Origin of the sequence: Mitsuokella sp. oral taxon 131 str. W9106 (assembly GCF_000469545.1) — a bacterium.
Classification (GTDB): Bacteria; Bacillota; Negativicutes; order Selenomonadales; family Selenomonadaceae; genus AWVT01.
In genome coordinates, this window is sequence record NZ_KI273055.1 from 37051 (window position 1) to 63177 (window position 26127).

16 protein-coding genes and 1 tRNA gene are annotated in these 26127 nt (G+C 51.6%); 16 read left to right on the forward strand and 1 reads right to left on the reverse strand.

Going from position 1 to position 26127, the window contains the following annotated elements:
• Positions 1-5 precede the first annotated feature (5 nt).
• Together pcrA and ligA are read left to right on the forward strand one after the other, a co-directional pair.
• Positions 6-2321 (forward strand): DNA helicase PcrA, encoded by a 2316-nt coding sequence (pcrA, locus tag HMPREF1985_RS02615; protein WP_021770895.1) that lies wholly within the window; start codon positions 6-8, stop codon positions 2319-2321.
• A gap of 17 nt (positions 2322-2338) precedes the next feature.
• Positions 2339-4351, forward strand: coding sequence for an NAD-dependent DNA ligase LigA (ligA, locus tag HMPREF1985_RS02620; protein ID WP_021770896.1), 2013 nt, complete (start codon positions 2339-2341; stop codon positions 4349-4351).
• A 193-nt stretch (positions 4352-4544) separates the two neighbouring features.
• On the opposite strand, the gene HMPREF1985_RS02625 is transcribed toward ligA, so the two are convergent.
• Positions 4545-5933, reverse strand: coding sequence for a hypothetical protein (locus HMPREF1985_RS02625; protein WP_021770897.1), 1389 nt, complete (start codon positions 5931-5933; stop codon positions 4545-4547).
• A gap of 176 nt (positions 5934-6109) precedes the next feature.
• Here HMPREF1985_RS02625 and HMPREF1985_RS02630 point away from each other — a divergent pair, with 176 nt between their 5' ends.
• The 14 genes from HMPREF1985_RS02630 (at position 6110) to uvrA (ending at position 26042) form a co-directional block, all read left to right on the forward strand.
• Positions 6110-6655 (forward strand): beta-N-acetylglucosaminidase domain-containing protein, encoded by a 546-nt coding sequence (locus tag HMPREF1985_RS02630; RefSeq protein WP_155943507.1) that lies wholly within the window; start codon positions 6110-6112, stop codon positions 6653-6655.
• Between the two features lie 403 nt (positions 6656-7058).
• On the forward strand, positions 7059-7757 hold the full coding sequence (locus HMPREF1985_RS02635; RefSeq protein ID WP_196805306.1) for a 3'-5' exonuclease: 699 nt from the start codon (positions 7059-7061) through the stop codon (positions 7755-7757).
• A 654-nt stretch (positions 7758-8411) separates the two neighbouring features.
• A tRNA-Leu gene (locus HMPREF1985_RS02645) sits at positions 8412-8498 on the forward strand.
• Between the two features lie 114 nt (positions 8499-8612).
• On the forward strand, positions 8613-11528 hold the full coding sequence (locus HMPREF1985_RS02650) for an insulinase family protein (RefSeq protein ID WP_040636855.1): 2916 nt from the start codon (positions 8613-8615) through the stop codon (positions 11526-11528).
• 79 nt (positions 11529-11607) lie between these two features.
• Entirely contained in the window at positions 11608-11898 is a 291-nt protein-coding gene (gene gatC / locus HMPREF1985_RS02655) for an Asp-tRNA(Asn)/Glu-tRNA(Gln) amidotransferase subunit GatC (protein ID WP_021770903.1), read from the forward strand.
• Between the two features lie 16 nt (positions 11899-11914).
• On the forward strand, positions 11915-13384 hold the full coding sequence (gatA, locus tag HMPREF1985_RS02660) for an Asp-tRNA(Asn)/Glu-tRNA(Gln) amidotransferase subunit GatA (protein ID WP_040636866.1): 1470 nt from the start codon (positions 11915-11917) through the stop codon (positions 13382-13384).
• A complete protein-coding gene (gene gatB, locus HMPREF1985_RS02665; protein ID WP_021770905.1) occupies positions 13384-14826 on the forward strand; it encodes an Asp-tRNA(Asn)/Glu-tRNA(Gln) amidotransferase subunit GatB in 1443 nt (480 codons plus the stop codon). Before gatA ends, gatB begins: the two co-directional genes overlap by 1 nt.
• A 97-nt stretch (positions 14827-14923) precedes the next feature.
• Complete coding sequence (locus HMPREF1985_RS02670) at positions 14924-15592, forward strand: HAD family hydrolase (protein ID WP_021770906.1); 669 nt, start codon at positions 14924-14926, stop codon at positions 15590-15592.
• A gap of 35 nt (positions 15593-15627) precedes the next feature.
• On the forward strand, positions 15628-17001 hold the full coding sequence (gene rlmD, locus HMPREF1985_RS02675; protein WP_021770907.1) for a 23S rRNA (uracil(1939)-C(5))-methyltransferase RlmD: 1374 nt from the start codon (positions 15628-15630) through the stop codon (positions 16999-17001).
• Positions 17002-17119: 118 nt separating this feature from the next.
• Positions 17120-18772: a hypothetical protein gene (locus HMPREF1985_RS02680; protein WP_040636857.1), complete on the forward strand. Its 1653-nt coding sequence runs from the start codon at positions 17120-17122 to the stop codon at positions 18770-18772.
• A complete protein-coding gene (locus HMPREF1985_RS11715) occupies positions 18769-18903 on the forward strand; it encodes a hypothetical protein (protein WP_021770909.1) in 135 nt (44 codons plus the stop codon). Before HMPREF1985_RS02680 ends, HMPREF1985_RS11715 begins: the two co-directional genes overlap by 4 nt.
• Before the next feature lie 12 nt (positions 18904-18915).
• Complete coding sequence (locus HMPREF1985_RS10775) at positions 18916-20598, forward strand: MuF-C-terminal domain-containing protein (protein ID WP_021770910.1); 1683 nt, start codon at positions 18916-18918, stop codon at positions 20596-20598.
• A gap of 563 nt (positions 20599-21161) precedes the next feature.
• On the forward strand, positions 21162-23198 hold the full coding sequence (uvrB, locus tag HMPREF1985_RS02690) for an excinuclease ABC subunit UvrB (protein ID WP_021770913.1): 2037 nt from the start codon (positions 21162-21164) through the stop codon (positions 23196-23198).
• 15 nt (positions 23199-23213) lie between these two features.
• Positions 23214-26042, forward strand: coding sequence for an excinuclease ABC subunit UvrA (gene uvrA / locus HMPREF1985_RS02695; protein WP_021770914.1), 2829 nt, complete (start codon positions 23214-23216; stop codon positions 26040-26042).
• The last annotated feature ends 85 nt before the right edge of the window (positions 26043-26127 follow it).

Consider the following 26127-nt stretch of genomic DNA (forward strand, 5'->3'; position numbering starts at 1 on the left):
TCATTGTGGATATTGTTCAGGGGTTAAATCCTGCTCAGAGGGAGGCAGTCGAGCACCTCGAAGGGCCGCTTCTCATCATGGCAGGTGCAGGGTCAGGAAAAACAAAGGTACTCACTTGCCGCATCGCCAATCTTCTTGCGCACGGTGTCCTGCCGTATCAGATCCTCGCTATCACCTTTACGAACAAGGCGGCTGCTGAAATGCGCGAACGTGCAAAACACATGATTGGTGAAGCAGCAAAGGGCGTATGGCTCAGTACGTTTCATTCGTTCTGCGCACGCTTCCTGCGGTGTGAGATCGAAACAACGGGGCTGTACAAGCACAACTTTGTCATTTATGACACATCGGACAGCCAGACAGTCATTCGCGATTGCATTAAAGAGCTCAATCTCGATGATAAGCAGTATCGCCCTGCGAGTATTCAAAACGCTGTTTCGGTAGCGAAGAATGCCATGCAAAGCCATAAGGCGATGGCACGTAATGCGAATACCTTCTTTGAGGAGAAGGCGGCGGAAGTATATGCGCTTTACGCAGCGAAACTGCGCACGAACAACGCACTCGACTTCGATGACCTGCTCATGCTCTCCGTTGCACTTTTGCGCGACAATGAAGAAGTGCGCACGAAGTATCAGAACCGATTCCGATTCATCCTTGTCGACGAGTATCAAGATACGAACGGGGCACAGTACGAGCTCACGAAGCTCCTTGCGGAAAAGCACCGCAATCTCTGCGTCGTTGGCGATGCGGATCAGTCTATCTACGGTTGGCGCGGTGCGGATATTCACAATATCATGAATTTTGAACGGGACTATCCTGAGGCGCGGACGATTAAGCTCGAGCAAAACTATCGCTCGACGAAGAATATTCTCGCAGCGGCAAATGCCGTTATCGAGAACAACATAGAACGCAAGCCGAAAGCTCTTTGGACGGAGAATCCGACAGGGGAAAAAATTACGCTTTACGAGTCATACGATGAGCGCGATGAGGCGCAATTTGTCGCGTCCGCTATTCAGCAGGAGAAGAACAAACGGAAATGCTCCTATGGTGACATCGCGATCCTTTACCGTACGAATGCACAGTCGCGCGTCGTCGAGGAGACCTTTATGCGCATGGGGATTCCGTATACGATGGTCGGCGGGCTGAAGTTTTATGATCGCAAGGAAATCAAGGATATTCTCGCCTATCTGCGCATCATTTACAATCCGCTCGACACGGTCAGTCTCATGCGTATCATCAATGTGCCGAAGCGTGGCCTCGGGACAACGTCTGTCGCGCGTGTCGCAGAATATGCGACGGATGCAGGGCTCAGTTTCTTTGAAGTTATGGCAAATCGTGAGATGTTGGATGCGATACCGGCGCTCACGACGCGTGCAAAAAAAACACTCATCGCACTGGCGTCTTTTCTCTTTGCAATGGCTGGAACGTACGCGTCCATGCACCTTGACGACCTTATCCAGAAAGTGCTGGATGAAACAGGCTATTGGAAAGAACTGGAAGCAGAAAAGAAGCCAGAGAATGAGTCGCGTATTGAGAATTTGAAGGAATTCATCGGCGTCGCACGCGAGTTTGAGAAAACGGAAGAGGACACGAGTCTCGAAGCGTTTCTCTCCCAGCTTGCACTTGTCTCCGATATCGATACGGCGGAATTGGAAGATGAGCGTGTGACGCTCATGACGCTTCATTCGGCAAAAGGGTTGGAGTTCCCCGTCGTTTTCTTGATCGGCATGGAGGAGGGGCTCTTTCCGCATGCGCGGACACTTCTTGAGCCGAAGGAGATAGAAGAGGAGCGAAGAACGTGCTACGTCGGAATTACGCGTGCCGAGAAAAAGCTCTACCTTACGCGTGCGAGACAACGAACGATCTACGGCAAGACGAATGCCTATCCGCCGTCGCGGTTCATTTTGGAGATTCCGATGGATTACATCGATAAAATGCGATCTCGTTCCGATTTTGAAGTGATGGATGATTCAACTGGCTCGTATGCATTTCGAGCGACTGCATATCAGATGGGGGATGGCGTGCGATTGGTGGGAAAGCCGATGTCGGCATACGAAGCCATGCAGTCACTGCGCACTGCACAAGCTAGGCACATGGCTGGATCGGTGGCTCGCGTACAGAGTATGCCGCCTGCAAGCGGTGTCATTCGTCCGAATACGAGCACCATGTGGAAGACAGGTGATAAGGCACGTCATGGGAAATGGGGGATTGGAACGGTCGTATCCGTCAAGGGAAGTGGCGAAGAAGCAGAACTCAAAATCGCATTCCCGGGGCAAGGGATAAAAGGGCTCATGCAAAAGTACGCACCGATTGAGAAAGTCTGAGCGATAGAGGAGAAGATATGGATATTCAGAAGGTTAAGGAGGAACTCGCTTCGCTCCGCAAAACGATTCGTTACCACAACAATCGTTACTACAACGAGGATGCGCCGGAGATCAGCGACTACGAGTATGACCAGCTCATGTTGCACCTAAGGGCAATCGAAAAATCGTACCCGGAACTCATCACGAAGACATCGCCAACGCAGATGGTCGGCGGCACGGCACAGCGGACGGCAGGCGTACTCGTGAAACACGATGTGCCGATGCTCTCTCTTCAGGATGTGTTTTCTAAAGGAGAAATTTTTGCTTTTGTGCAAGAACTGCAAGGAGAACTCGATCATCCTGAATTCGTCGTAGAAGAGAAGATCGATGGGCTTTCGATGGCTCTACGCTATGAGGACGGCGTCCTCGTTCGAGCCATTACGCGCGGCGATGGAATTGTGCAAGGGGAAGATGTAACGGAGAATGCGAAGGTCATTTGCGATGTTCAAAAGACGCTAAAAGACAAGCCAGCCTATTTTGAGATTCGCGGTGAGGTCTATATGGAACGCGCTGTGTTCGATGCCGTCAATGAGAGGCAAGCATTTCTTGGTTTGCGTCCTTTTGCAAATCCGCGAAACTGTGCGGCTGGGACACTGCGCCAGCTTGACAGCCGTATCACGAAGGAGCGAAAGTTATCTTTTTTTGTATTCAATTTGCAGTCGGTGCGCGGTATGAAATTTCGAACGCATACCGACGCCTACGCTTTTATGAAAAAACAGGGCATTAAGGTCATTCATGACTATAAGGTTTGCCATACGGCAGAAGAAGTTTGGCAGGCGATTGAAGCAATCGGTGAAAATCGCGGAAATCTCGCCTATGATATCGACGGTGCAGTCGTCAAGCTAAACAACTTGCATGATCGAGAGAAGCTCGGCGCAACTTCCAAAGTGCCACGGTGGGCGATTGCCTACAAGTACCCGCCAGAGGAAAAGGAAACCGTCCTTCGAGCAATTGAGCTTTCCGTGGGACGTACGGGGCGTATTACACCGACGGCCGTATTCGATCCAATTCGCCTTTGCGGTACAAATGTAGAACGTGCGACCCTGCACAATCAAGACTTTATCGATAGCATGGATGTGCGTATTGGCGATACGATACGCGTTTATAAGTCTGGGGAGATCATTCCGAAAATCAAGGAAGTCGTCAGAGAAAAACGCCCTGCAGATGCAAAACCCTTTGCCATCGGCACGCATTGTCCTGTCTGTGGAGCACCTGCTGTACGCGAAGCGGATACGGCAGATATCAGATGCCAAAATCCGAGCTGTCCTGCCCAGATCGAAAACCATCTGCTCAATTTTGTCAGTCGCGACGCGATGGATATCAAAGGCCTTGGTGAGAGCACCATCCATGCGCTTATAGCCGATGGGAAGCTCGCGACGATTGCGGATCTATATGCACTGCATGATGCACGTGAGGAGCTCATTGAAAAGGGGCTTATCGGCAAGGCGAAGAATACGGATAAAGTGCTCGCTGCGATCGAAGCGAGCAAAGAGAATGAGCCGCAGCAGCTTTTGGCAGGGTTCGGCATTGCAGGAATTGGCCGAAGTGCCGCGCGTGAACTCATGCGTCATTTCGGCTCTATTGATCGATTGCGCGAAGCAGACGAAGAAGAAATTCGATCCGTACGTGATATAGGTGAAGTCAGCGCAAAAGCAATCGTAGCTTTTTTTGCCGACGAAAAGACGCAGGATATGATCGCTAAACTTCGTGCCGCAAACGTTCGCTTTGCGGAAAAGAAACGTGCACCAGGAGATATGGTGCTTGAAGGAAAGACTTTTGTCATTACGGGAACACTTCCCACAATGGGGCGCAGAGAATGTGCCGCACTCATTGAAGCGCACGGGGGGCGTGTCGCAAGCGCAGTAAGCAAAAAGACCGACTATCTCATCGCAGGTGAGGAAGCCGGCAGCAAACTGAAAAAGGCACAGGAACTCGGAATTCAAGTTTTGAATGAAACTGGTCTTAGGACGATGATTTCCGTGCAAGAATGAAAATTGTACTGAGAATCAAGACGGTTCCAAGTGCGTCAATCCAAAGGAACGATGCCGCTGATAAGCATGTGTGAGACGACGAGCTATTCGGCAGAAAAGCCTGCGTCTCGCAGGGCGTACTGTCCTGCTACCCCTGATGCTCCCCATAATGAGCCGCCTGTGAGTACCAGAAGAATCCCTTTTTATCGATCTGTCAAGGTGTATTTCCTTTCTCATGGACATAAGTGTAGAGTGGAGAACCGTCCTTATCCGTAATATGAATGGGACTCAATGCGAGCCTTCCGTTTTCGATTCGCAGTCCATCCGTTGCGACATTAAATCCAGCAAAGGAAAGGCGTACATCATAAAAGCGAAGATCCCGATAGGCATTATGGAACGTTCCCGTAATTTGTTCAAATGGAAGCATGTGGTATCGACCTGCGCTCGATTGGAATGAGCCGGACGTAAGCGTGCCCTTGGATGAGCCGTCGCTTGCAACCATAAGATCCATCGCGACACGGCAGGAAAGGCCACTTCCCGGCAAGGCTTTCGCCGCACTCAGATCCGATCCCGTTCCGTATATGTGATAGTAGCGTGTATCGAGATTGTAGTCACCGTGCGCGGTGAGGATTCCATCAAAGACATTGGCTGAGACATTTGTGAAATTCAGCATGGCGTTGTCGTAGGAAATATCGCCACGGACATTCGTGAAAAAGAGCCCTGGGATGCTCAGTTCATCCATCGAGAGCGAGCCGGTTCCGAGCGGGTGCGTGAGTGGTCCACTGAAATATGCATCGAGCGTCATTTTATCATGGAGATTCATGCCGAAGCCTAGCGATGATGGATCAACTGCGTAAAATACAGCGGATAGGTCGGCTGTCGGCACGTCTTCCCCATGAAAATCCACGTGTCCATTCAGCGTAATGCCATCACCGATCATGATGCCGCCGAATCCTCCGATCGTCATAGCGAGAACCATTTTCTTCGTTGTGTCGATAGAAGACATGAGCTGCACATGGTTCATGAGATAATGACGATGTTGCGCGAGAATCTCAAATCGGCTATCATGTACATTTAGTTTTAATTTGATCTTTTTCCCCGTGGCATTGAAGTTTTGCCAACGGCGGGTCATTTTATTTTGCTGCATACGCCGTCTTGCTTCACCGATCGCACGGCGCTTTTCTTCACTGAGGCCTTCGAGACTGACTTTCTTTTGCCAATCCTCTTCCTGCATTTTTTTCATGTCGGGAGAAGGCCGAATAAAGTCGAGCCGCATCGCTTCATCGAAATGGAGCGAGATGTTGGCATTGTAAATGTTCAGCTCCTGTATCGTCGTAGATTTGTAATGATGCGTGATAACGTCCCAGAGGCGCACACGAAAATCGCCGCTGGGGATGGAGAGGATTCGCTCACCATTTTGATCGTACCATTCGAGATTGGTGAAGTAAACGTGTCCTGTGATATCTGAGATCAGACGCTCAACGCGAATCGTTCCACGCAGCATATCCTGCTGCTTTATGGCACGATTGAATAGGGCTGCTGCTGTAAAGCTCAAGACTTCGAGTGCAACCAAGAGAAACAGTGCAAGTACGGACAAAATCATTCCGATTCGCCGCAGTTTTGTGCGATGTATGGCATGAAATGATGAAATCATGGAAATATCCTCAAAATAAATAGAATTTCCTCAAAATAAAAGCAATTATTTTCTCACTTCAGTATATCATATCTGTTCATACTATGCTAAAATAGAATTAGGAATAAGAATGGAGATAGATTCATGTGCAAAAACGAATGTCTCGCAGTTGTCGTAGAATTGATTTTCTGCACAATGGTCTATGCCTTGATCGCTGTGCAGCTTCTGTGATTCCACTGCGCGGCATTGTGAAAGGATTTTATGGCACGTCTTGGAGTGATGCAGCGTGGATGGACGCTTTTTTCTTTGAGAAGAATGTCGGTTTCAAAGCGTGTCTCTACGCGCTGAAAGAGGGTCCTTGTCATCGCGCAAAATGGCGTGAGCCGTTTCCCGAAGAGCATCTTGTGCATTTCGGTATGCTTATGAGGGAAGCGCGGGCACACGATATTCGCTTCGTCTTTGTCATTTCATCGGGACTTGGCATCAAGCTTTCTGGCATGGCTCGTTATAGCGATAGGAAAAGACTGATGAGCAAGATGGAAGCCATTTATGTACAAAGCGTGCAGGATGCGCTAAGCCTATACACGAAAGAGTTCTCCGTCATCTCGCAAAAGCAAAAGATAGAATCGTTTTGTACACAAGCGATGGCATTGCACAGGGGAATCCATCAGAGGATTCATACTGGGGCATAGGTCGTCTCTATGGATGATGGCTCGGCATTCGGTGGGATTATCCTGCCAATGACTACATGAAGTCGAAGCTTACGCTTGCTCAGTCGATAGATTGCCGAGGGAGAGCGCTGTACTCGCGATTTTATTCAACCATGAAATAAAAAGTTTTATCGAAATGGGCTTTTTCAGCAGGTGCGGGAAAGCAAAGGACATAAAGCAAGTGCGTATATTTCAGAGGATGTAGGCATGGTGTTTATAGCGTCTGTCATGAAGCATCCGCAAGAGAAAAGAGGAGCGTATGCGTTCTCGTAACTTAGTCAGAGCAGAGCCGTTGCTTGGAGATATGCTCTTGCAAGAATCCCCAAAAGAGGTTACTGGGACTGCGCCGAAACGAACAACTCGTCCACTGAAACGGGGAGAAACGATGCAGAAGCGCCGTCAAAAGCGACGAATGGAGCGCTCCATTCGTGCGCAGGTCGTCAACGTGGAGCATTTGACAGCGATTGAAGGAAAGACTATCGTCGCATTTGATTTGGAGCTTTCCGGAACGTTTCCCGATGATATCATCGAGATCGGTGCAATTCGCCTGCAGGAAGGTGCAGATTCTGTTTCCGTATTTCATGAGCTCGTTCATCCGCGCACTTTCATCAATCGCACGGTGCGTAAGATGACAGGACTCGATAAGGACGATTTCAAAGGAAAAGATCGACTTCCCGATATTTTACCAGCCTTTTTGCAGTTCGTCGGGGAAGATGCCGTAGTGCTCGGTCATGCTGTTGGGGACAATGATATTTTGAGCATCAATCTAGCCTTAGCTCGGATTGCAAAAAAGACAGGACAGCGCAGAAAGTTCTGCCCGCCGTATGTCGATACTGTCCGCTTGGCCAAGAGTATTTTGTCGAAGGATACGACGAAGTTCAATCTTGAGGCGCTGCTGCTTCATTTCGGCTGGCGGGCAAAGCAGAAGCATCGTGCACTCGATGATGCGCTCGGTGCGTACCTGCTTTTTGAGTGTTTGCTCAAAGACATACCGCATGGCATACCATCCTTTCCCAGTCTTTTCGATACACCTTCGGGGACGGAAATCGTACTCGAACGATTTGAACGGAATGAGGAGAGTTAAGAATATTGGTAAAGTTGTATCATCCTACAAGTATATTTGGAAAATGGTACAATGCAAGAGTGTTCCTTTTGGGTAGATTGTTCCGTATAATAAAGATGAAGGAGATAGGTTGGCAGCCGAAAAGCTCTATCTTGCCGGCTTCGGTCACGTCCCTGAGCTTGAACGCCAACCACAAGCCAGCGAGACAGAAGTCGGCGCCCTTCGGCCTTATGCCTTATAGAGAAGATAGGGGTTCAATTCCTATCAAGACGCGATAAAATGAGACGGGTTCTTCTATATAGCCTGTCTTATTTTTGTAGCATTAAACGTATAGAAGTTTTAGATCGAGATGGATAAGATGGATAGAGGTGGATTGAAAGACCTGCCAAGCCTGCAATGGTTTTCGGCGCGAATTGCAAAATGCTGGTAGAAAGCCTTGTTTTACAAGGGGATTCCGTGTTTCTTGTGCGATTCTGTTCCTGAGAGGACACGCCTTTGCTTTTTGATTTTGCTGCTTAAAAGCATACCACAAGGGGCGTCCTCTTTTCATGACGATTTTGTAACACATGTATTGTAAACCTACAAAAATATACAATGCGTATTACTGTAGCTATTGACATAAAAACATGAAATATGATAAAATTATATTTGTCAATAACGCAGACATATTCAGATGCCGGAGTGGCGGAATTGGCAGACGCAGCAGACTCAAAATCTGCCGTTGGCAACAGCGTGCCGGTTCAAGTCCGGCCTTCGGCACCATTTGGAATCTTGAGCTTTCACGAGACTCGTGGGAGCTTTTTCTTTTTTCACTAGGCAAGTTGCCATAGTTCCTTAGGAATACGCCAATGTATTCCGCACAGAATGGAGGATAGTATGGATATCCATACGAAAGTACACGGTTTTACCCTGCAACGTAAGACGTTTATCCGAGAGACAGACTCGACAGCATACCTCTTTACGCACGAGAAGAGCGGCGCACGTCTTTTCTTCCTCGAAAACGACGATGACAACAAGGTATTTTCCATTGCGTTTCGTACGCCGCCCATCGATGATACAGGTGTTGCACATATCGTCGAACACTCGGTGCTCTGCGGCTCACGTAAATACCCGCTCAAAGAACCATTCGTCGAGCTTGTCAAGGGTTCGCTCAATACGTTCTTGAATGCGATGACGTATCCAGACAAAACCATGTATCCCGTTGCGAGCCGAAACGATAAGGATTTCCAAAATCTCATGGACGTCTACCTCGACGCTGTATTTTATCCGAATATGAAACGCGATCCGCATATCCTTATGCAGGAGGGATGGCACTACGAGATAGGAAATGCAGATTCGCCGCTTACATACAGCGGCGTAGTCTACAATGAGATGAAAGGGGCACTTTCCTCACCGGATGATATTTTGGAGAGCCGCATCATGACGTCACTCTATCCCGACACGACGTATGGCTATGAATCGGGCGGCGATCCAGAGGCGATCCCCAATCTCACGCAAGCGATGTTTGCTTCGTTCCATGATCGTTACTATCATCCATCCAACAGTTATATTTACCTGTACGGTGATCTCGATATTGAGGAAAAGCTTGCCTACCTCGATGCGGAATACCTTTCGCATTTTGATCGGATTCCCGTACCTTCGCACATTAAGGAGCAAAAGCCATTTGCGGTCATGAAGCGCAGCAGGTCTTCGTATCCGATTGGTGCAGAGGAGAGTGTGAGGGAAAAAACGTTCCTTTCGATGAACTGGATTGTCGGAAAGTCGCTCGATCTGAAAGATATGATGGGGCTTGAGATTTTGGAACATGCCATTTTGCGTACTCAGGCGGCACCACTTCGGAAAGCGCTTCTTCGTGCAAAGATTGGCAAAGACGTCGATTCGATATTTGAAAATGACATCTTACAGCCGTTCTTCAGCATCATTGTGAACAATACGGAGGAAAGCTGCGTCGATGCGTTCTGCGAAACGGTGGAGAAGACGCTGGCGACGCTTGCTGAAAAGGGACTTGACCGTACGCTGATGAAAGCGTCGATCAATTTGTTTGAGTTCCGTCTACGCGAGGCAGACTTTGGCTCTGCGCCGCGCGGTCTCGTCTACGCGATTCGCGTGATGAAGAGCTGGCTCTACGATGGTGATCCAGAAGCGCCGCTTTACTATGAGGACGCACTGCAGCAGATGAAAGAAGGTCTTGAAACAGGCTATTTTGAAGAACTCATTCGCCGTTATTTGCTCGACAACACGCATCGCACGCTTGTCGTTCTGCGTCCTGACGCGGAACTGGCGGTACGGCGCGAAGCAAGGCAGGCAGAAATCCTAGCGAATAAAAAGGCTGCGATGAGCAAAGCGGAAATCGCTGCCTACGTGGAAGAGACGCGTGCACTTAAAACGCGTCAACAGACACCGGATTCGGAGGAGGCGCTCAATACGATCCCTATCTTGAGCCTGAAGGATATCCGCAGGGAAGCATACGACTTGCCGCTGGAGGAGCGCGAAATTGACACGGTAAAAGTACTCCTGAGCAATGTAGAAACGAATGGCATCGCCTACGTCAATCTGTTCTTCGATGCGCAGACTGTTCCGCAGGATAAACTGCTGTACCTTTATTTGCTGAGCGATCTCATCGGCTCGGTCGATACCGAGGTTCGTGGCTATGCCGATGTCGCCAATCAGCAAAACCTCGTGACGGGCGGCATTCGCTTTGATCTTGCAGGCTTCTCGCGCAAAGGGAAGCCGGACTCGCTTGCACCGAAGTTCTGCGTTCGCATGAAGGTACTGACAAAAAAACTTTCTGAGGGCTTTGCGCTTGTCGAGGAACTTTTGACGAAAAGCCGTTTCACAGATGAGAAGCGTATTCGCGAACGCATTGAACAGGAGGCAACATCGATCGAACTGAGTCTTCAGCGCTCTGCCAATCAGATCATCGCGACGCGTATCAGCAGCTACTTTACGCGCGTTGGCGCATACTCGTCGACAGGGGAGCTTCCGTTCTACCATTTCCTGAAAGACTTTCAAGCGAATTTTGCAGAAAACCATGCGAAGATGCAGCGCATTTTCGCGGAGCTTTTACCGCTTGTGTTTAATCGCAACAACCTTCTTGTTGGGCTTACGATTGACGGAAAGGATTACGATGCGTTCGAGGCACCGTTTGAAAAGCTGCTCTCCGCTCTGTCGGAAGAGAAGTTCCCTGCACAGATGTACACGTGGGATCTCGCGGCAAAGAGCGAAGGGCTGACCTCGTCAAGCCGCGTGCAGTACGTCGGTAAGGGGGCGAACTTCATCCGTCTTGGGTACGAATATTCCGGCAGTATGCTCGTGCTCTCGACACTTTTGCGCTACGATTACTTTTGGACGAAGATTCGCGTTCAAGGCGGCGCGTATGGCGCATTTACGAACTTCAATCGCAACGGCATGCTCTTCTTCGGTTCATATCGCGATCCCCATCTCACGCAGACGATTGACGTATTCAATGCGACAGGGGACTACGTGCGCAGATTTGATGCGACAAAACGCGAGATGGACAAGTTCATCATCGGTACGATGAGTAGCCTCGATGCGCCTATGACGCCAAAGATGAAAGGAGAGACAGCGATGGGCTGTTATTTGCACGGCGTAACATTTGATGATCGCCAAAAGACGCGTGATGAGGTGCTTGCGACGCGTCAGGAAGACATTCGTGCGCTTGCACCGCTTGTCGACTCCTGTATGCAGGAGAATGCGCTTTGCGTCTTTGGCGGCGAGGAGAAGATCCATGCAGCAAGAGGGGTGTTTGATATGGTGAAACCAGCTCTTTGACCCTTTGATGTAGATGATCTGCCTATGTTATAATAAACTGCGATTTGATTGCGAGTAGAAGAGTTTGGATGGTGAAAGCATGAAAGTAACGAAAGAGACTTTGGAGAATGTTGCCGTTCTCTCCCGGCTGTCTGTGCCAGCGGACAGGGCAGATATGTACATCAAACAGATGGATGATATTTTGACGTACATGGACAATCTTTCTGTGCTTGATACGACGAACGTCAAGCCAACGACTTACGCGCTTCCGATGCAGAATGTATTCCGCGAAGACGAGGTGCGTCCGTCACTCGACCGCGAGGCTGCTCTCGCGAATGCGCCGTTGAAGGAAGACGGCTATTTCAAAGTGCCGCGCGTTTTGGGCGAGTAGGAAAGGGAGGATGACGTTGAAACTGTACGAAAAACCGGCGCATATCCTGCACAATATGCTCGAAAAGAAAGAAATTACGGCAGTGGAGCTGGCGAAAGACTTGCTCGCACGCATCGACGCGGTCGAAAGGGATATCGGAGCGTATCTGACGATCACGCGCGACGAGGCATTGGCTGCTGCAGAGACTGTAGACCAGAAGATTGCGGCGGGAGAGAAGATTGCGTTCCTAGAAGGAATTCCCGGCGCGATCAAGGATAATATTTGCACGAAGGGCATAAGGACGACGTGTGCATCCAAAATCCTAGAGCATTTCGTTCCCCCGTACGATGCGACGGTCATGCAGAAAATCTATAAGGAGAGTCCCGTCATTCTCGGCAAGCTCAATATGGACGAGTTTGCGATGGGCGGTTCAACGGAGCATTCAGCCTACCATCCAACGCATAATCCATGGGATCTTGCGCGTGTTCCTGGTGGCTCGTCGGGCGGCAGTGCAGCAGCGGTTGCATCTGGCACGGCGATTTGGGCGCTCGGTTCCGATACGGGCGGATCAATTCGCCAGCCGGCATCCTTCTGCGGTGTTGTCGGTCTGAAGCCGACATATGGACGCGTCTCACGTTATGGTCTTATCGCTTACGCATCTTCGCTTGATCAGATCGGTACGATCACACGTGATGTGACGGATTGTGCCCATATCCTGAACGTCATCGCAAGGCATGATGCGATGGATTCGACGTCGAGCAAGGCAGACGTTCCCGACTTCACACAGTCGCTTCGCGCAAAAGTCGAGGGACTGAGGATTGGCCTGCCGAAAGAGTATTTTGTCAAGGGAATAGATGCAGAGGTCGAGCGTGTCGTTCGTGCGGCTATCAAAAAGTATGAGGAAATGGGCGCAGAAGTCGTCGATATTTCATTGCCGCATACAGATTATGCGATTTCGACGTACTATATCATCGCTCCCGCCGAGGCTGCGACGAATCTTGAACGCTACGACGGAGTAAGCTACGGCGAACGTGTCGACGGCGAGGATCTCGTGCAGATGATGACGAACACGCGAGACGAAAAGTTTGGCGAAGAAGTCAAGCGCCGTATTCTCATCGGCAACTATGCGCTCTCCGCTGGCTATTACGATGCTTACTATCTCAAGGCACTTAAGGTTCGTACGCTCATTCAGCAGGACTACATTGAGGCGTTTCAGAAAGTCGACGTCATCATGGCACCGACAGCACCGACGCCTGCCTTTCGGATCGGCGAGATGGCGGAGGATCCCTTGCAGATGTACTTGCAGGATGTCTGCACCGTTCCATTAAATCTCGCCGGCCTTCCAGGCATTTCCATCCCGTGCGGCAAAAGTGAGGGAGGCCTTCCCATCGGCCTTCAGATCATCGGCAAGCCGCTTGATGAGGCAACGCTGATTCGCACGGCGTACACCTATGAGCAGGCACAAGGCGGCGTAAACGAGATGGCGAAGCTGGGAGGGAACGACTGATGAAGTACGAAGCAGTCATTGGACTTGAAATACACTGCGAGCTGAAGACGAAGACGAAGATTTTTTGCGGCTGTGCGACGGGATTCGGCGCAGACCAGAACACGCATGTTTGCCCCGTCTGCCTCGGTATGCCTGGCGTCTTGCCTTGTGTCAACCGCCGTGTCGTCGAGTTCGGCATCAAGGCGGGGCTTGCGACGAACTGCACGATCAACGAGTACAGCAAGTTTGATCGCAAGAATTACTACTACCCGGATCTCCCAAAAAATTGGCAGACTTCGCAGTACGATCTCCCGATTGCCGAGCATGGTTGGGTCGACATCGATGTAAACGGCGAGAAGAAGCGCATCCGCCTCACACGCATTCACATGGAGGAGGATGCAGGAAAGCTCGTCCATTCGGGCACGACGATCAAGGATTCGGCATCGAGTAATGTCGATTACAACCGTACGGGCGTGCCGCTTCTCGAAATCGTCTCTGAGCCGGATCTTTCCTCGGCAGAAGAAGCGCGTGCCTATATGGAAAAGATCAAGACGATCATGGAATACATTGACGTCTCAAACTGCCGCATGGAAGAGGGGAACCTCCGCGCCGACATCAACGTTTCCCTGCGCCCCGTTGGCACGAAGGAGCTTGGTACGCGCACGGAGATGAAGAATATCAATTCGTTCAAAAACCTCGAAGACGCCATTAATTACGAGATCGATCGTCAGGAAGAAGTCTTGGAGGACGGCGGTCATATCGTGCAGGAGACGCGTACCTTCGATCCCGCACGCGGCATCACGCTTTCCATGCGTACGAAGGAAAACGCAAATGACTACCGCTATATGCCGGAGCCAGATCTGCCTCCGCTCGTGACGAGCAAAGAGATGATCGAGAAGTATCGGAGCGAGCTTCCGGAGCTTCCGGACGCGCGTCGCGCGCGCCTTGAGAAGGAAGATGGGCTATCTGATTACGATGCGGGCATCATCACAAGCTCGCGTGCTATGGCGGAGTATTACGACGCCGTCATCGCGACAGGAGCAGATGCGAAACTTGCGGCGCATTGGATGATGGGGGATCTTGCAAAGAAGCTTAATGCCGATGGCATCGATATCACGAAATCTCCTGTTGAAGCGACGCGTCTCGGCGAAATGATCCTGCTTATCATGAAGGACACGATTTCGGGCAAGATCGCAAAAAAAGTCTTTGCGGAGATGTGGACGAATCCAGACAGCCCTGCCAAAATCGTTGCGGATAAAGGGCTCGTTCAGATTACGGACACGAGTGCCATTGAAGGTATCGTCGACGAAGTCATCGCGAAAAACCAAAAGGCTGTTGACGACTATAAGGGCGGCAATAAGAAAGCCATCGGCGCACTTGTCGGGCAGGTCATGAAGGCATCGAAGGGCAAAGCAAACCCGCAGATGGTCAATAAGATGCTTGCCGAAAAGCTGAACGGTTAAGCAAAATACGGATCTTTGACAGGAGAAAAGCCTTCCTGATGAAGGGGGGCTTTTCGCGCATACGCAAAAAATACGCTGGAAAGAAAGGGGTACGATTATGATTTCCAAAGCGGCAATATTCGATCTCGATGGTACGCTCATCAATTCACTTCAAGACCTCGCTGCAAGTGCAAACGCCGTGCTGCGCGAGCAGGGATTTCCCGAACATGGGATGGATTCATACCGCTATTTCGTCGGCAATGGCATGAAAAAACTCATGGAGCGCTGTCTGCCGAAGGAAAAGGCAATAGATGAAGCCTTCGTCGCAAAGGCGACGGCGCGCTGCAAGGAAATTTACGCTGCCCATACGCTCGATCATACGAAACCCTATGATGGAATCGTGCTCATGCTTGAACGTTTGCAGACGATGGGCATTCCGATGGCAGTATGCACGAATAAACCACAGGAAGAGGCAAAGTCTGTTGTAGCGAGTCTCTTTCCGCAGAATTTCTTCCATATGGTCATAGGCGATTCAGAAGGGCAGCCACCGAAACCAGACCCAACGAAGGTTCTTCATATTGCGAAAGGGTTCCGTCTCGCACCGAAAGAAATTGCTTACTTCGGCGACAGCAGCGTGGATATGGATACGGCGTGCAATGGCGGCCTGCTGCCTGTCGGTGTCCTATGGGGATTCCGGCCAAAGGAAGAACTCATCGAACATGGTGCTAGGATCCTTCTTGATACACCGTCCGAGCTGTTGGCTAAAGTGCATTTTTCATATGCATGAACTATGGCGAATGATGGAATGAAAAGGATAATACAATGAAAAAGCACATTCCCGTTATGGTGGGGAATTCGTACGAAATCGATATTCGGACACTTGGAACGAGTGGGGAGGGTGTCGGACGCTATGAAGATTTTACCGTCTTTGTGCCGAATGCTTTGCCGAGTGAGCGCATTCGCGCCACGATTACAGAGGTCAAGAAGACGTATGCAAAGGCGCAGTTGAAGGAGATCCTTGCGAAGAGCAAGAACCGCATAAATCCCATCTGTTCCATCTATGAGAAGTGTGGCGGCTGCCAGCTCCAACATCTCGACTACGAAGCACAGCTTATGGCAAAGCGACAGCAGGTCGTCGATGCCGTCACGCGCATCGGCAAACTCAAGGATCTTTCTGTTCTGCCGACAATCGGTGCGGATCCCCCGTGGAATTACCGCAATAAGGTGCAGTTTCCTGTCGGCATTGAAAAAGGGAAACCAATCATTGGCTGCTTTGCGCAGGGGAGTCATGCGATTGTCGACACGCACGATTGTCATATTCAAAAAGAAGGCAATAACGCAATCGTGAATGTCGTGCGTGAAATCGCCGCGAAACTTCGTACGCCCATTTATCACGAAGACCGTCATACGGGCGTCCTGCGCCACGTCGTCGGACGCGTGGGAAAGGATGGGGCACTCATGGTCGTCCTCGTCACCGCGGTGCGGGAACTGCCGCGTGAAAAGGAATGGGTGAAACTGCTGCGTGCTGGACTACCTCATCTCGTCAGCATCCATCAAAATATCCAGACCTATCGGAATAACGTCATCATGGGACGCGAGACTAGGCTCTTATGGGGCAGGGCGACCATCATTGATATGCTTGGCAGCCTTTCCTTTCACATCTCGCCGCGTTCCTTCTTCCAAGTCAATACCGTGCAGGCGAAGCAGCTTTACGACAAGGTGCTCGAATTCGCGCAGCTCACCGGAAAGGAAACCGTCCTAGACGCCTACTGTGGTACGGGGACGATCACGCTTTTTCTCGCGCAGAAGGCACGAAAGGCCTACGGCATTGAAATCGTGCGTCCCGCTGTCGAGGATGCCAAAAAAAATGCACGAGACAATCGCATTAAAAATGCGACCTTCCTAGTCGGCGATGCGACCGTGCTCATGCCGCGCCTTTACAAGGAAGGTGTTTGTCCCGACGTCATCGTCGTCGATCCTCCTCGTGCAGGCTGCACAGAAGCAGTCCTGAAGACCTTCGCCGCCATGCATCCGGATCGCATCATTTACGTTTCCTGCAATCCAGCAAGTCTTGCCCGCGATCTGGCAATCCTTTCGACGCTGGGCTACCACGCCCAAAAGCTGCAGCCGGTGGACATGTTTGCACAGACCATTCATGTCGAGACGGTTGTACTGCTGTCAAGGGAGCGGAAGTAAACGTACAGAAAAAGGCTTGGGCTCAAGGGATTCCGAGAGATCGCCCGTGAGGGGGCAGTTTCCCGGAATCCATTTTTTGCTGTCAGCGACAGTAGCTTTGACCACTGAAAATCAGGGTGTGAAACGGTACAATACAAACCTACAGGAAGATGGCGAGGAATGGGGGGGAACAGACTACAGTGCGGAGCAGCTGCGCAAGATATTGGGCCTTTTGTCGCCGGAAAACCTTTACTACGATGAGATAGACGTTACGGATGAACCGAAAGGCGAACCGACGTTGGATTTCAATGGAGATACATACTTCAAGCCGAATGCAGGTGATGCATGGTTCCGTGAATCCGATTCAGAGCCGGTGAAAGACGAGGCGGCAAGTGCACTGCTGGATGCGTTATATGACTCCAAGGATGCGCTGGAGACAGAAGCTTTTTTTGAGCAGGAGCTGGAGGCAGAAGAACGTGGCGCTTACCGTGAAACGGACTATGATGCGGATCAGTTGCATGCGATATTAGACCTTTTGTCCGCCCAAGACCTTTCTTCCGATGCCGTGCGTGCCAAGCTGAGACAACCCGGAGCATTGTACAAAGCAGACATCCCGGGCGATGACGTATTGCTCGACGAGCAGAAGCCTATTGGCGAGCAGCCGGCGGAAGTATTGCAAGGCCTGCGCCGCGTGGTGGGATCCTTGTCCGCAAACGAGCTTGAAACGTTTTTCAGGCGCATAGGGTATCGGGAAAGCGAAGACGGAAAAGAGCGAGGCGAAGGCGCCGCAGAAACATACTTCCACGATGAAGGCGCCATGCAGAATCAGACAGGAAGAGACTTTTACCGGGCTCTTGCAGCGGCGTACAAATCGGCTCGGAGCGCATCGCAAACGCTCAATGCGCACGGCATCAAAGGCATCGCCTATGGGGGGCGGCAGGACGGCCGCTGCTGCGTCGTGTTCGACGACAAGGCAATCGAGATCCTAGGAAAATTCTCGGCAAAGGGCGAGGGCGCAAAGCTGCGCCAGATGTTCGCAGCGGCGAAGTTCCTGAAGGCGGACGACCTGACGGCAGAGGAGCGGAACCTTTCCGCGATCGGCGAGGAGATGGGGACGCCTGTCGTATGGATGGACGGCGATGCGAGCCTGCACGGCTTCCATTCGGGCGGCGTGACGTTCCTCAACCGCCGGTCGGAGATGCGCCTGCCGCAGGTGTTCTGGCACGAATCGTTCCACTACATGCGGGCGAACAACCCCGCGCTTTACGGCGAGATGGTGCACCACGTCGAGCGCGCGGAACACATCACGAAGGAGCAGATGGACGCCTACCGCGAGAAAATCGGGCGGCCCAGCCTGTCCGATGCCGACGTCATCGAGGAGATGCTTGCCGACCGGATGCAGGACGTGAAGGAGCGCGTCCGCCTCCTGAAGGGCATGGGCAGGGAGAACGCGGGGCTTGCCGCGCGCATCGCCGCATGGATCCGCCGCATGATCGACCGCTTCGTGGCGCACTTCCGCCGCGCGGGCGACCGGCTCAGCGAGCGGCAGACGGCGGCCATGGCAGAGGCCTTCTCCTGCGTCATGCACGACATGAAAGACGGCGAAGGAAAGCCGCTCTTCCGCGTGCGGGGAAAGTCTGTCCGCATGGCGGACGGGCGCGAGCTTCCTGCGCTTGATGCAAAGGAACAGACGGCGGACGAGAAGCTGAAGGCAGACGCTAAGGCATGGAAGCAGACGCTGAAAGAAGCGTGGGAAGCAGGCGGCGCAAAAAAGGCATGGTGCGTGTTATGAACACACCGCTTGCCTTGCAGCTTGTTGGAGCAAGGGATGTGCCTCTTTACATGGCACGCAGCAAGATTGAAAAAATAAAGCAAGACCATCCGAAAATGACGAAATCCATTTTTTACCAGTTGCCGGAATAGTTGGCAGACCCCATGGTTATATTCAAGTCCGATACCGTGCAAGGACGTATCGTTGTTGGATTGGAGCTTACCGATGCAGAAGGAATAAACGTAGTCGTTCCTGTCGAACTGAATGCTCGCAAGGGACGCATGGAAGTCAATGTCATTGCGTCAGCTTACGGGCGTGGGCAAAAGCGAAATAACGGGCATAGGGAGATTCAAACGTCATGGTTCTATAACAATATACGGAAAGGGAACACGCTTTATCTCAACAAAAAACAGGCCGCTGACTTCTACCAGTCCGCCGGGCTGCAATTGCCCTTGGAGGGTAGAAGGTTCAACGACCTCTTTGGTTCCAGTATAAAGACGGACGCAGACCTTGTCAAGATGCGGGCGGCAAATCGCTCGAAATATTCTGCTTCCATACAGCCTCCCACACCACAGAAAGAAGGGAATGAAAACGAAACCAACGCAATCAAGTATTCCGCCTCCCTTGAGGATGAGCCGGCAGGCTCCGCCTCCCGCATCCGCCGCGTGCTCGACGGCGTCAAGAACGGCACGCGCCCAATTGGCGGCGTGACCGTCCGCGACTACCGCGACACGTCGTCCGTCACCGTCGGCAAGGGGCAGGAGGCGCGGTTCATGCGCGACCGGGGACTCACGGCAAAGGACATCGTCGAGCGCGAGGAGCTGGATAGCGGTAAGGTGCGCCTTCGCTATCGGATGAAGGGCCTCGGTCCTTTGGGACAGCTCCACACGCCGCGCTTTCTTGCGCGGACGAATCCGAAGATCAAGGCCATCTATGACCTCGGCGAGAAGGCCATGCACATGCAGGAACGCCTGCGCAACCAGTTCAATAAGCCCGTGCGCGAGTTCGCCCGCCTCACGAAACGGGAGGAGGACTTGCAGGAGGTGACGAGCGTCCTTCTCCAAGGCGACGCGGAGGGGAAGGACTATAAGCCGCAAGACCTTGAGGCGATGGGCGTGTCGAAGCGGGCGGCGGAGGCGTACCTCACGGCGCGTCGGGCGCTAAGCCATGCCTACAAGCTCCTGAACGAGGCGCGGATGCAGGTGCGCACGCGCACGGCGCAGGTCAAGAAGAGCGAGCTTTCGAACTTCAAGGAATCGCACTGGATCGGCGAGGCGGACGTGCAGTCCGTGCAGGATTTGGGCGACGGGAACGTGCTGCTCACGTGGCGCGGTCGCAAGACGTATGACACCAAGGGACAGCACGTGACGGGGGAGGCGCTTGCCCTCATGCAGAAGGACGGGAACATCCACGTGACGGACGTCAAGGCGCTTGACGCCAGGGAGCATGGGGAAAACATGTTCTCCGTGAGCTATGTGGAGCGCATCAAGCCGATCACGGGCCGCGAAGGGTACTTCCCGCACTTCTTCCACGAGTTCATGGTATATGAAGTGACGAAAGGCAAGGACGGGAAGGAGGCATACGCAGTAGTCGGAAGCGCGCGGACGCTGAACGCCGCCGCGCGCTACATCGCGATGGAAGAATTCAAACCGCAGGCCATCAGCATGTACGAGCGGTGGTATGGCTCATTTAACGCCGACCCCGGCGACATAAAGGGGCCGCGCGGGCAGGAGGCGCGCTACATCAAACACCTCATACAGGACATCAACGGCACGCTGCGGCAATGCCAAGTTTCGAGAGAGCATACCCTATGCGTGGTAACACTTCGGGGTAGGCGGTGTGCATAATGATGCCGTCCGCTTCCATCTGCCGACGACTTCCCATCAGTACTTTTTGGCTGAGTCCCTCCAATGATCGTTTTAGTTCATTGAAGCGTCAAGGTAGCTGGATGAGGTTGCGGACCATCAAGATTTTCCGCTTGCTGCCCATCATCATGTTGACAGTTGTTGCAGCGTCGCATGTCGGCAAATCTTCTTTTTGCGCATCGCAATGCAACCCCTCGTGGCAAGCAATGAAAATAGGGCGTTAGATGCATTTCACTATGCAGCAATCCACAGGGACCCACTTGCATTTGTTGGTGCGGTGACGATATTCAGCAGACCTTGATTGACGTGGATGGGCATACGGTGTAAGAGAAGGTCGCTATCCGCATGGAATGAGTAGAAAATTGATGCAAATTTTTATCTGACCTTATTCAAAGACTGTGTGCTATAATAAAACGAAGTGATGGATCGTTTTCATGCATGGGAATATTCGGCTTTTATGGATAGGACGAACGGGGAGAGATGCACCATGGGAAATCGTGTCTAAATGAAGCGTGCGGATGATCATTACGTGAGGAGGAAATGTGATGGCTATGGTGCCAAAGCTCAATCGAACACAGTTTGACCAGGAGATACCGTTCAAGGTCGTTGCGCCATTCTCACCGATGGGCGATCAGCCGCATGCTATCGAAGAGTTGGCAGCAGGCATCGAAAACGGACAGGAAGCACAGGTGCTCCTAGGTGCGACAGGAACAGGAAAGACGTATACGATTGCGAAAGTGATCGAGAAGGTACAGAAGCCGACGCTTGTCATCGCACATAATAAGACACTTGCGGCTCAGCTTGCCAGTGAGTACAAAACATTTTTCCCCAATAATTACGTTGGTTACTTTGTGAGTTATTATGACTACTATCAGCCAGAGGCTTATATTGCCTCGACGGATACTTACATCGAGAAGGACGCCTCCATCAACGATGAAATTGATGAACTGCGCCATTCGGCGACGTGTTCGCTCTTTGAACGGCGAGACTGTATCATCGTCGCGAGCGTATCGTGCATTTACGGTCTTGGCTCACCGGAAAGCTATCACGAGATGGTGCTCTCCTTGCATAAGGGTCAGCAGATTGACCGCGATGCAATTCTGCGCAAACTCGTCACGATTCGATATGATCGAAATGACGTTGCATTTGAGCGCGGTCGGTTTCGTGTGCGGGGCGATGTAATTGAAATATTTCCTGCGGGATACAATAATCGTGCTGTTCGTATTGAGATGTTCGGCGATGAGATTGATCGTATTGTCGAGTTTGATGTCGTGACGGGTGAAATCTATGGGGAACGTACCCATTCGATGGTTTTTCCTGCCTCACACTACGTCACGGAGGACAAGGATCTCAAAATTGCGATGCAGGATATTGAAGCGGAGCTTTTGGTGCAGGAAAAAACGTTTACAGAGGAAGGCAAGCTTCTCGAAGCACAGCGCATTGGTCAGCGAACGCGCTATGATCTCGAGATGATGCAGGAGATGGGCTATTGTTCCGGCATCGAGAATTACTCGCGTCATCTCACACATCGCAAGGCAGGTGAGGCACCGTATACCTTGCTCGACTATTTCCCGGAAGATTTTCTTATCGTCATCGATGAGTCACACGTCACGCTCCCGCAGATTCATGCGATGTATGCAGGTGATCGCAGCCGCAAAGTTTCACTCGTTGAAAATGGATTTCGACTGCCGTCAGCGTTTGACAACCGCCCACTGACTTTTGATGAATTTGCTGCGCGAATCAATCAAATCATCTATGTCTCTGCGACACCGGGAAAGTATGAGTTGAAGCAAGCGCAGCAGGTCGCGCAACAGATCATTCGACCGACGGGACTGCTTGATCCAGAAATTGAAGTGCGTCCGCTCAAAGGGCAGATGGATGACCTCCTCGGTGAAATCAAAATTCGAATTCAGAAGAAGGAACGCGTGCTCGTAACGACGTTGACAAAAAAGATGGCAGAAAACCTCACAGAATATCTAAAAGAAGTCGGCGTCAAGGTGCGCTATCTTCACTCCGATATTGCGACCATTGAGCGTGCGGAAATCATTCACGACCTGCGTGCAGGCGAATTTGACGTTCTCGTTGGCATAAACCTTTTGCGTGAAGGACTCGATATGCCGGAAGTCAGCCTCATCGCGATTCTCGATGCGGATAAGGAAGGATTCCTCCGCTCCGATACGTCGCTTATCCAAACGATTGGACGTGCTGCGCGAAATGCGCAGGGGCATGTCATCATGTATGCAGATAACGTGACGGATTCGATGAAACGTGCCATGGACGAGACGGAACGACGCCGTGAGATCCAGCAGGCATATAATAGGGCACATGGCATTACGCCGAAGACGATTGTAAAACCCATCAAGCCACTCATCGAAACGACGCTCGTCGCCGAATCTACAGCAAAGTACGAGACGAACGGCAAGAAAAAGAAGCTCACGAAAAAGCAGAAAGAGGATCTCGCCAAGACACTCCTGCGTGAAATGCAGCAGGCGTCTCGTGCCCTCGAATTTGAGCGTGCAGCAGAGCTTCGTGATATGATATTGGAACTAGATGGCGAACTTCCGAAAAAGAAGCAAGCGTAAGAAGGCAAGAAAAATATGGAAAACAGTATTAGAATCAAGGGGGCACGCGCCCATAATCTTAAAAATATCGACGTGGAAATTCCGCGTGACAAACTTGTCGTCGTGACGGGGCTTTCGGGGTCTGGAAAGTCATCGCTCGCATTTGACACGATTTATGCGGAAGGGCAGCGGCGTTATGTGGAGTCACTGTCGTCGTATGCACGGCAGTTCCTCGGACAGATGGACAAGCCGGATGTTGATAATATTGACGGGCTGTCGCCTGCCATTTCGATTGATCAGAAGACGACGAGCCATAATCCGCGCTCGACTGTCGGAACGGTTACGGAGATCTATGACTACTTACGGTTGCTCTTTGCGCGTGCAGGGCGTCCGCACTGTCCAAAATGCGGCAAACCCATCGCGCAGCAGACGGTTGACCAGATGATGGACAAGATCAAGGAGCTGTCGGAGGGTACGAAGCTGCTCATCATGGCGCAGGTTGTGCGTGGGAAAAAAGGCGAACACAAAAAGGTGCTCGGCCATATCCGTCATGAAGGATATGTACGCGTGCGCATCGATGGCACGGTGATGGATGTAAACGAAGAAATTACACTGGAAAAGAACAAGAAGCATACGATTGAGGTCATCATTGATCGTCTCGTCGTGCGTGAAGGAATGGAAACGCGCCTTGCGGATTCGCTTGAAACAGCGCTGAAACTCGGCGGAGGTGTCGTCTATGTGCAGGTCGTAAGTGGTGAACTCTTGATGTTCAGCGAGAATTTTGCCTGTGTCGATTGCGGCATCAGCCTGCCTGAAATTACGCCGCGGATGTTTTCCTTCAATAATCCCTATGGTGCTTGCCCCGTCTGCACGGGACTTGGCAGTCATAAGGAGTTTGACGAGGATCTCGTCATGCCGGATCGCACGCTCTCTGTCGGTGCGGGCGTCTTTGCACCACTTTCGAAGAATGTTCATTCTTACTCGATGAGTGTCATGCATGCGCTTCTTATGGCGCGTGGCTACACATTGGAAACGCCGTGGAATGAAATCGACAAGAAAACACAGGATGCCTTGCTGCACGGTTCGGGCGAGGAGTGCTATACGTTTCACTACACGAATATGTTTGGCGAACGCAAGGCGTACCATGTGCCGTTTGAAGGCGTCATGAACGTACTTTCGCGACGCTATCACGAGACAGATTCGGACGAGATGCGCGAGTTATACGAAAACTACATGACAGATATTCCGTGCAAGGCCTGTCACGGGGCAAGACTCAAGCCTGAAACGCTCGCTGTGACCATTGGTGAAAAGAATATCCACGAGGTCACGCAGATGACGATTCGCGAGGCAGATGCGTTTTTGGGAGGGCTGTCGCTGACGCAGCGCGAGATGAAGATCGCTGAGCAGATTCTAAAGGAAATCCATGCGCGTCTGCGTTTCCTGCTCAACGTCGGGCTTGATTACTTGACGCTTGCGCGCTCGGCCGGCACGCTCTCTGGCGGTGAGGCACAGCGCATCCGCCTAGCGACGCAGATTGGTTCCGGACTGCAGGGCGTGCTCTATGTGCTCGATGAGCCGAGCATTGGGCTTCATCAGCGCGACAACAATCGCTTGCTCGCGACACTGAAACATTTGCGTGATCTCGGCAATACGCTTATCGTCGTCGAACATGATGAGGATACCATGTATGCGGCGGATCATATCATCGACATCGGTCCTGGCGCCGGAACACATGGGGGCAGGGTTGTTGCACAGGGAACGGCGCTGGAAATCATGGCCGTGCCAGAATCCATAACAGGTGCGTATCTTGCAAGGCGCAAGTTTATTCCCGTTCCGGCAAAACGGCGGATAGGAAATGGAAATGTCATCGAGGTCATCGGCGCATCCGAGAATAACCTAAAAAATATCAGCGTCAAATTCCCTCTCGGCACATTGACGCTTGTCACAGGCGTATCGGGGTCAGGAAAGTCGACGCTCGTCAACGAGATTCTTTACAAGGGTATCGCTTCGCGCCTTTATCACGCGAAGGGAAAGCCTGGCAAGCATAAGAGAATCAAGGGACTGGAGCACATTGACAAAATCATCGATATCGACCAGCAGCCCATAGGGCGCACGCCGCGCTCGAATCCTGCGACATATACGGGAGTTTTTGATGCGATTCGTGAGCTGTTCAGCCAGACCGCAGAAGCAAAGATGCGCGGGTATAAAGCAGGGCGATTCAGTTTCAATATTAAAGGAGGGCGTTGCGAGGCTTGCCGCGGTGATGGCATACTCAAAATCGAAATGCACTTTCTTCCCGATGTCTATGTTCCCTGCGAGATCTGCAAAGGCGCGCGATACAACCGTGAAACGCTTGAGATCCGCTACAAGGGAAAGAATATCTCAGAAGTACTTGACATGACGATTTCGGAAGCCGTAGTGTTTTTTCAGAACGTACCGCGCATCGCACGAAAGCTTCAAGTTATCGAAGATGTTGGACTCGGCTACATCAAGCTCGGGCAGAGTGCGACGACGCTTTCAGGCGGCGAGGCACAGCGCGTAAAACTTGCGACAGAGCTGTCGCGCCGTTCAACAGGCAAAACGCTCTACATTCTCGACGAACCGACGACAGGCCTTCATACGGCAGATATCCACAAGCTGCTCGAAATCCTGCAGCGTCTTGTTGACGGGGGGGATACGGTTGTCGTGATCGAACACAATCTCGATGTCATTAAGACAGCTGATCATATCATAGACCTTGGACCTGAGGGCGGCGATAAGGGCGGCACGATTGTTGCCGAGGGTCGTCCTGAGGATATCGTGAAGAATCCGGCTTCGCATACAGGACGATTCCTTAAGCCAATTTTAGAAGAACGAAACGTTTGATCACATGAAATATGCAAGAGAACTGCCTTATTTTGTTCCTATACATTCCGATACATGTGCAAACTAAGGCTTTCCTTTTTCTCTG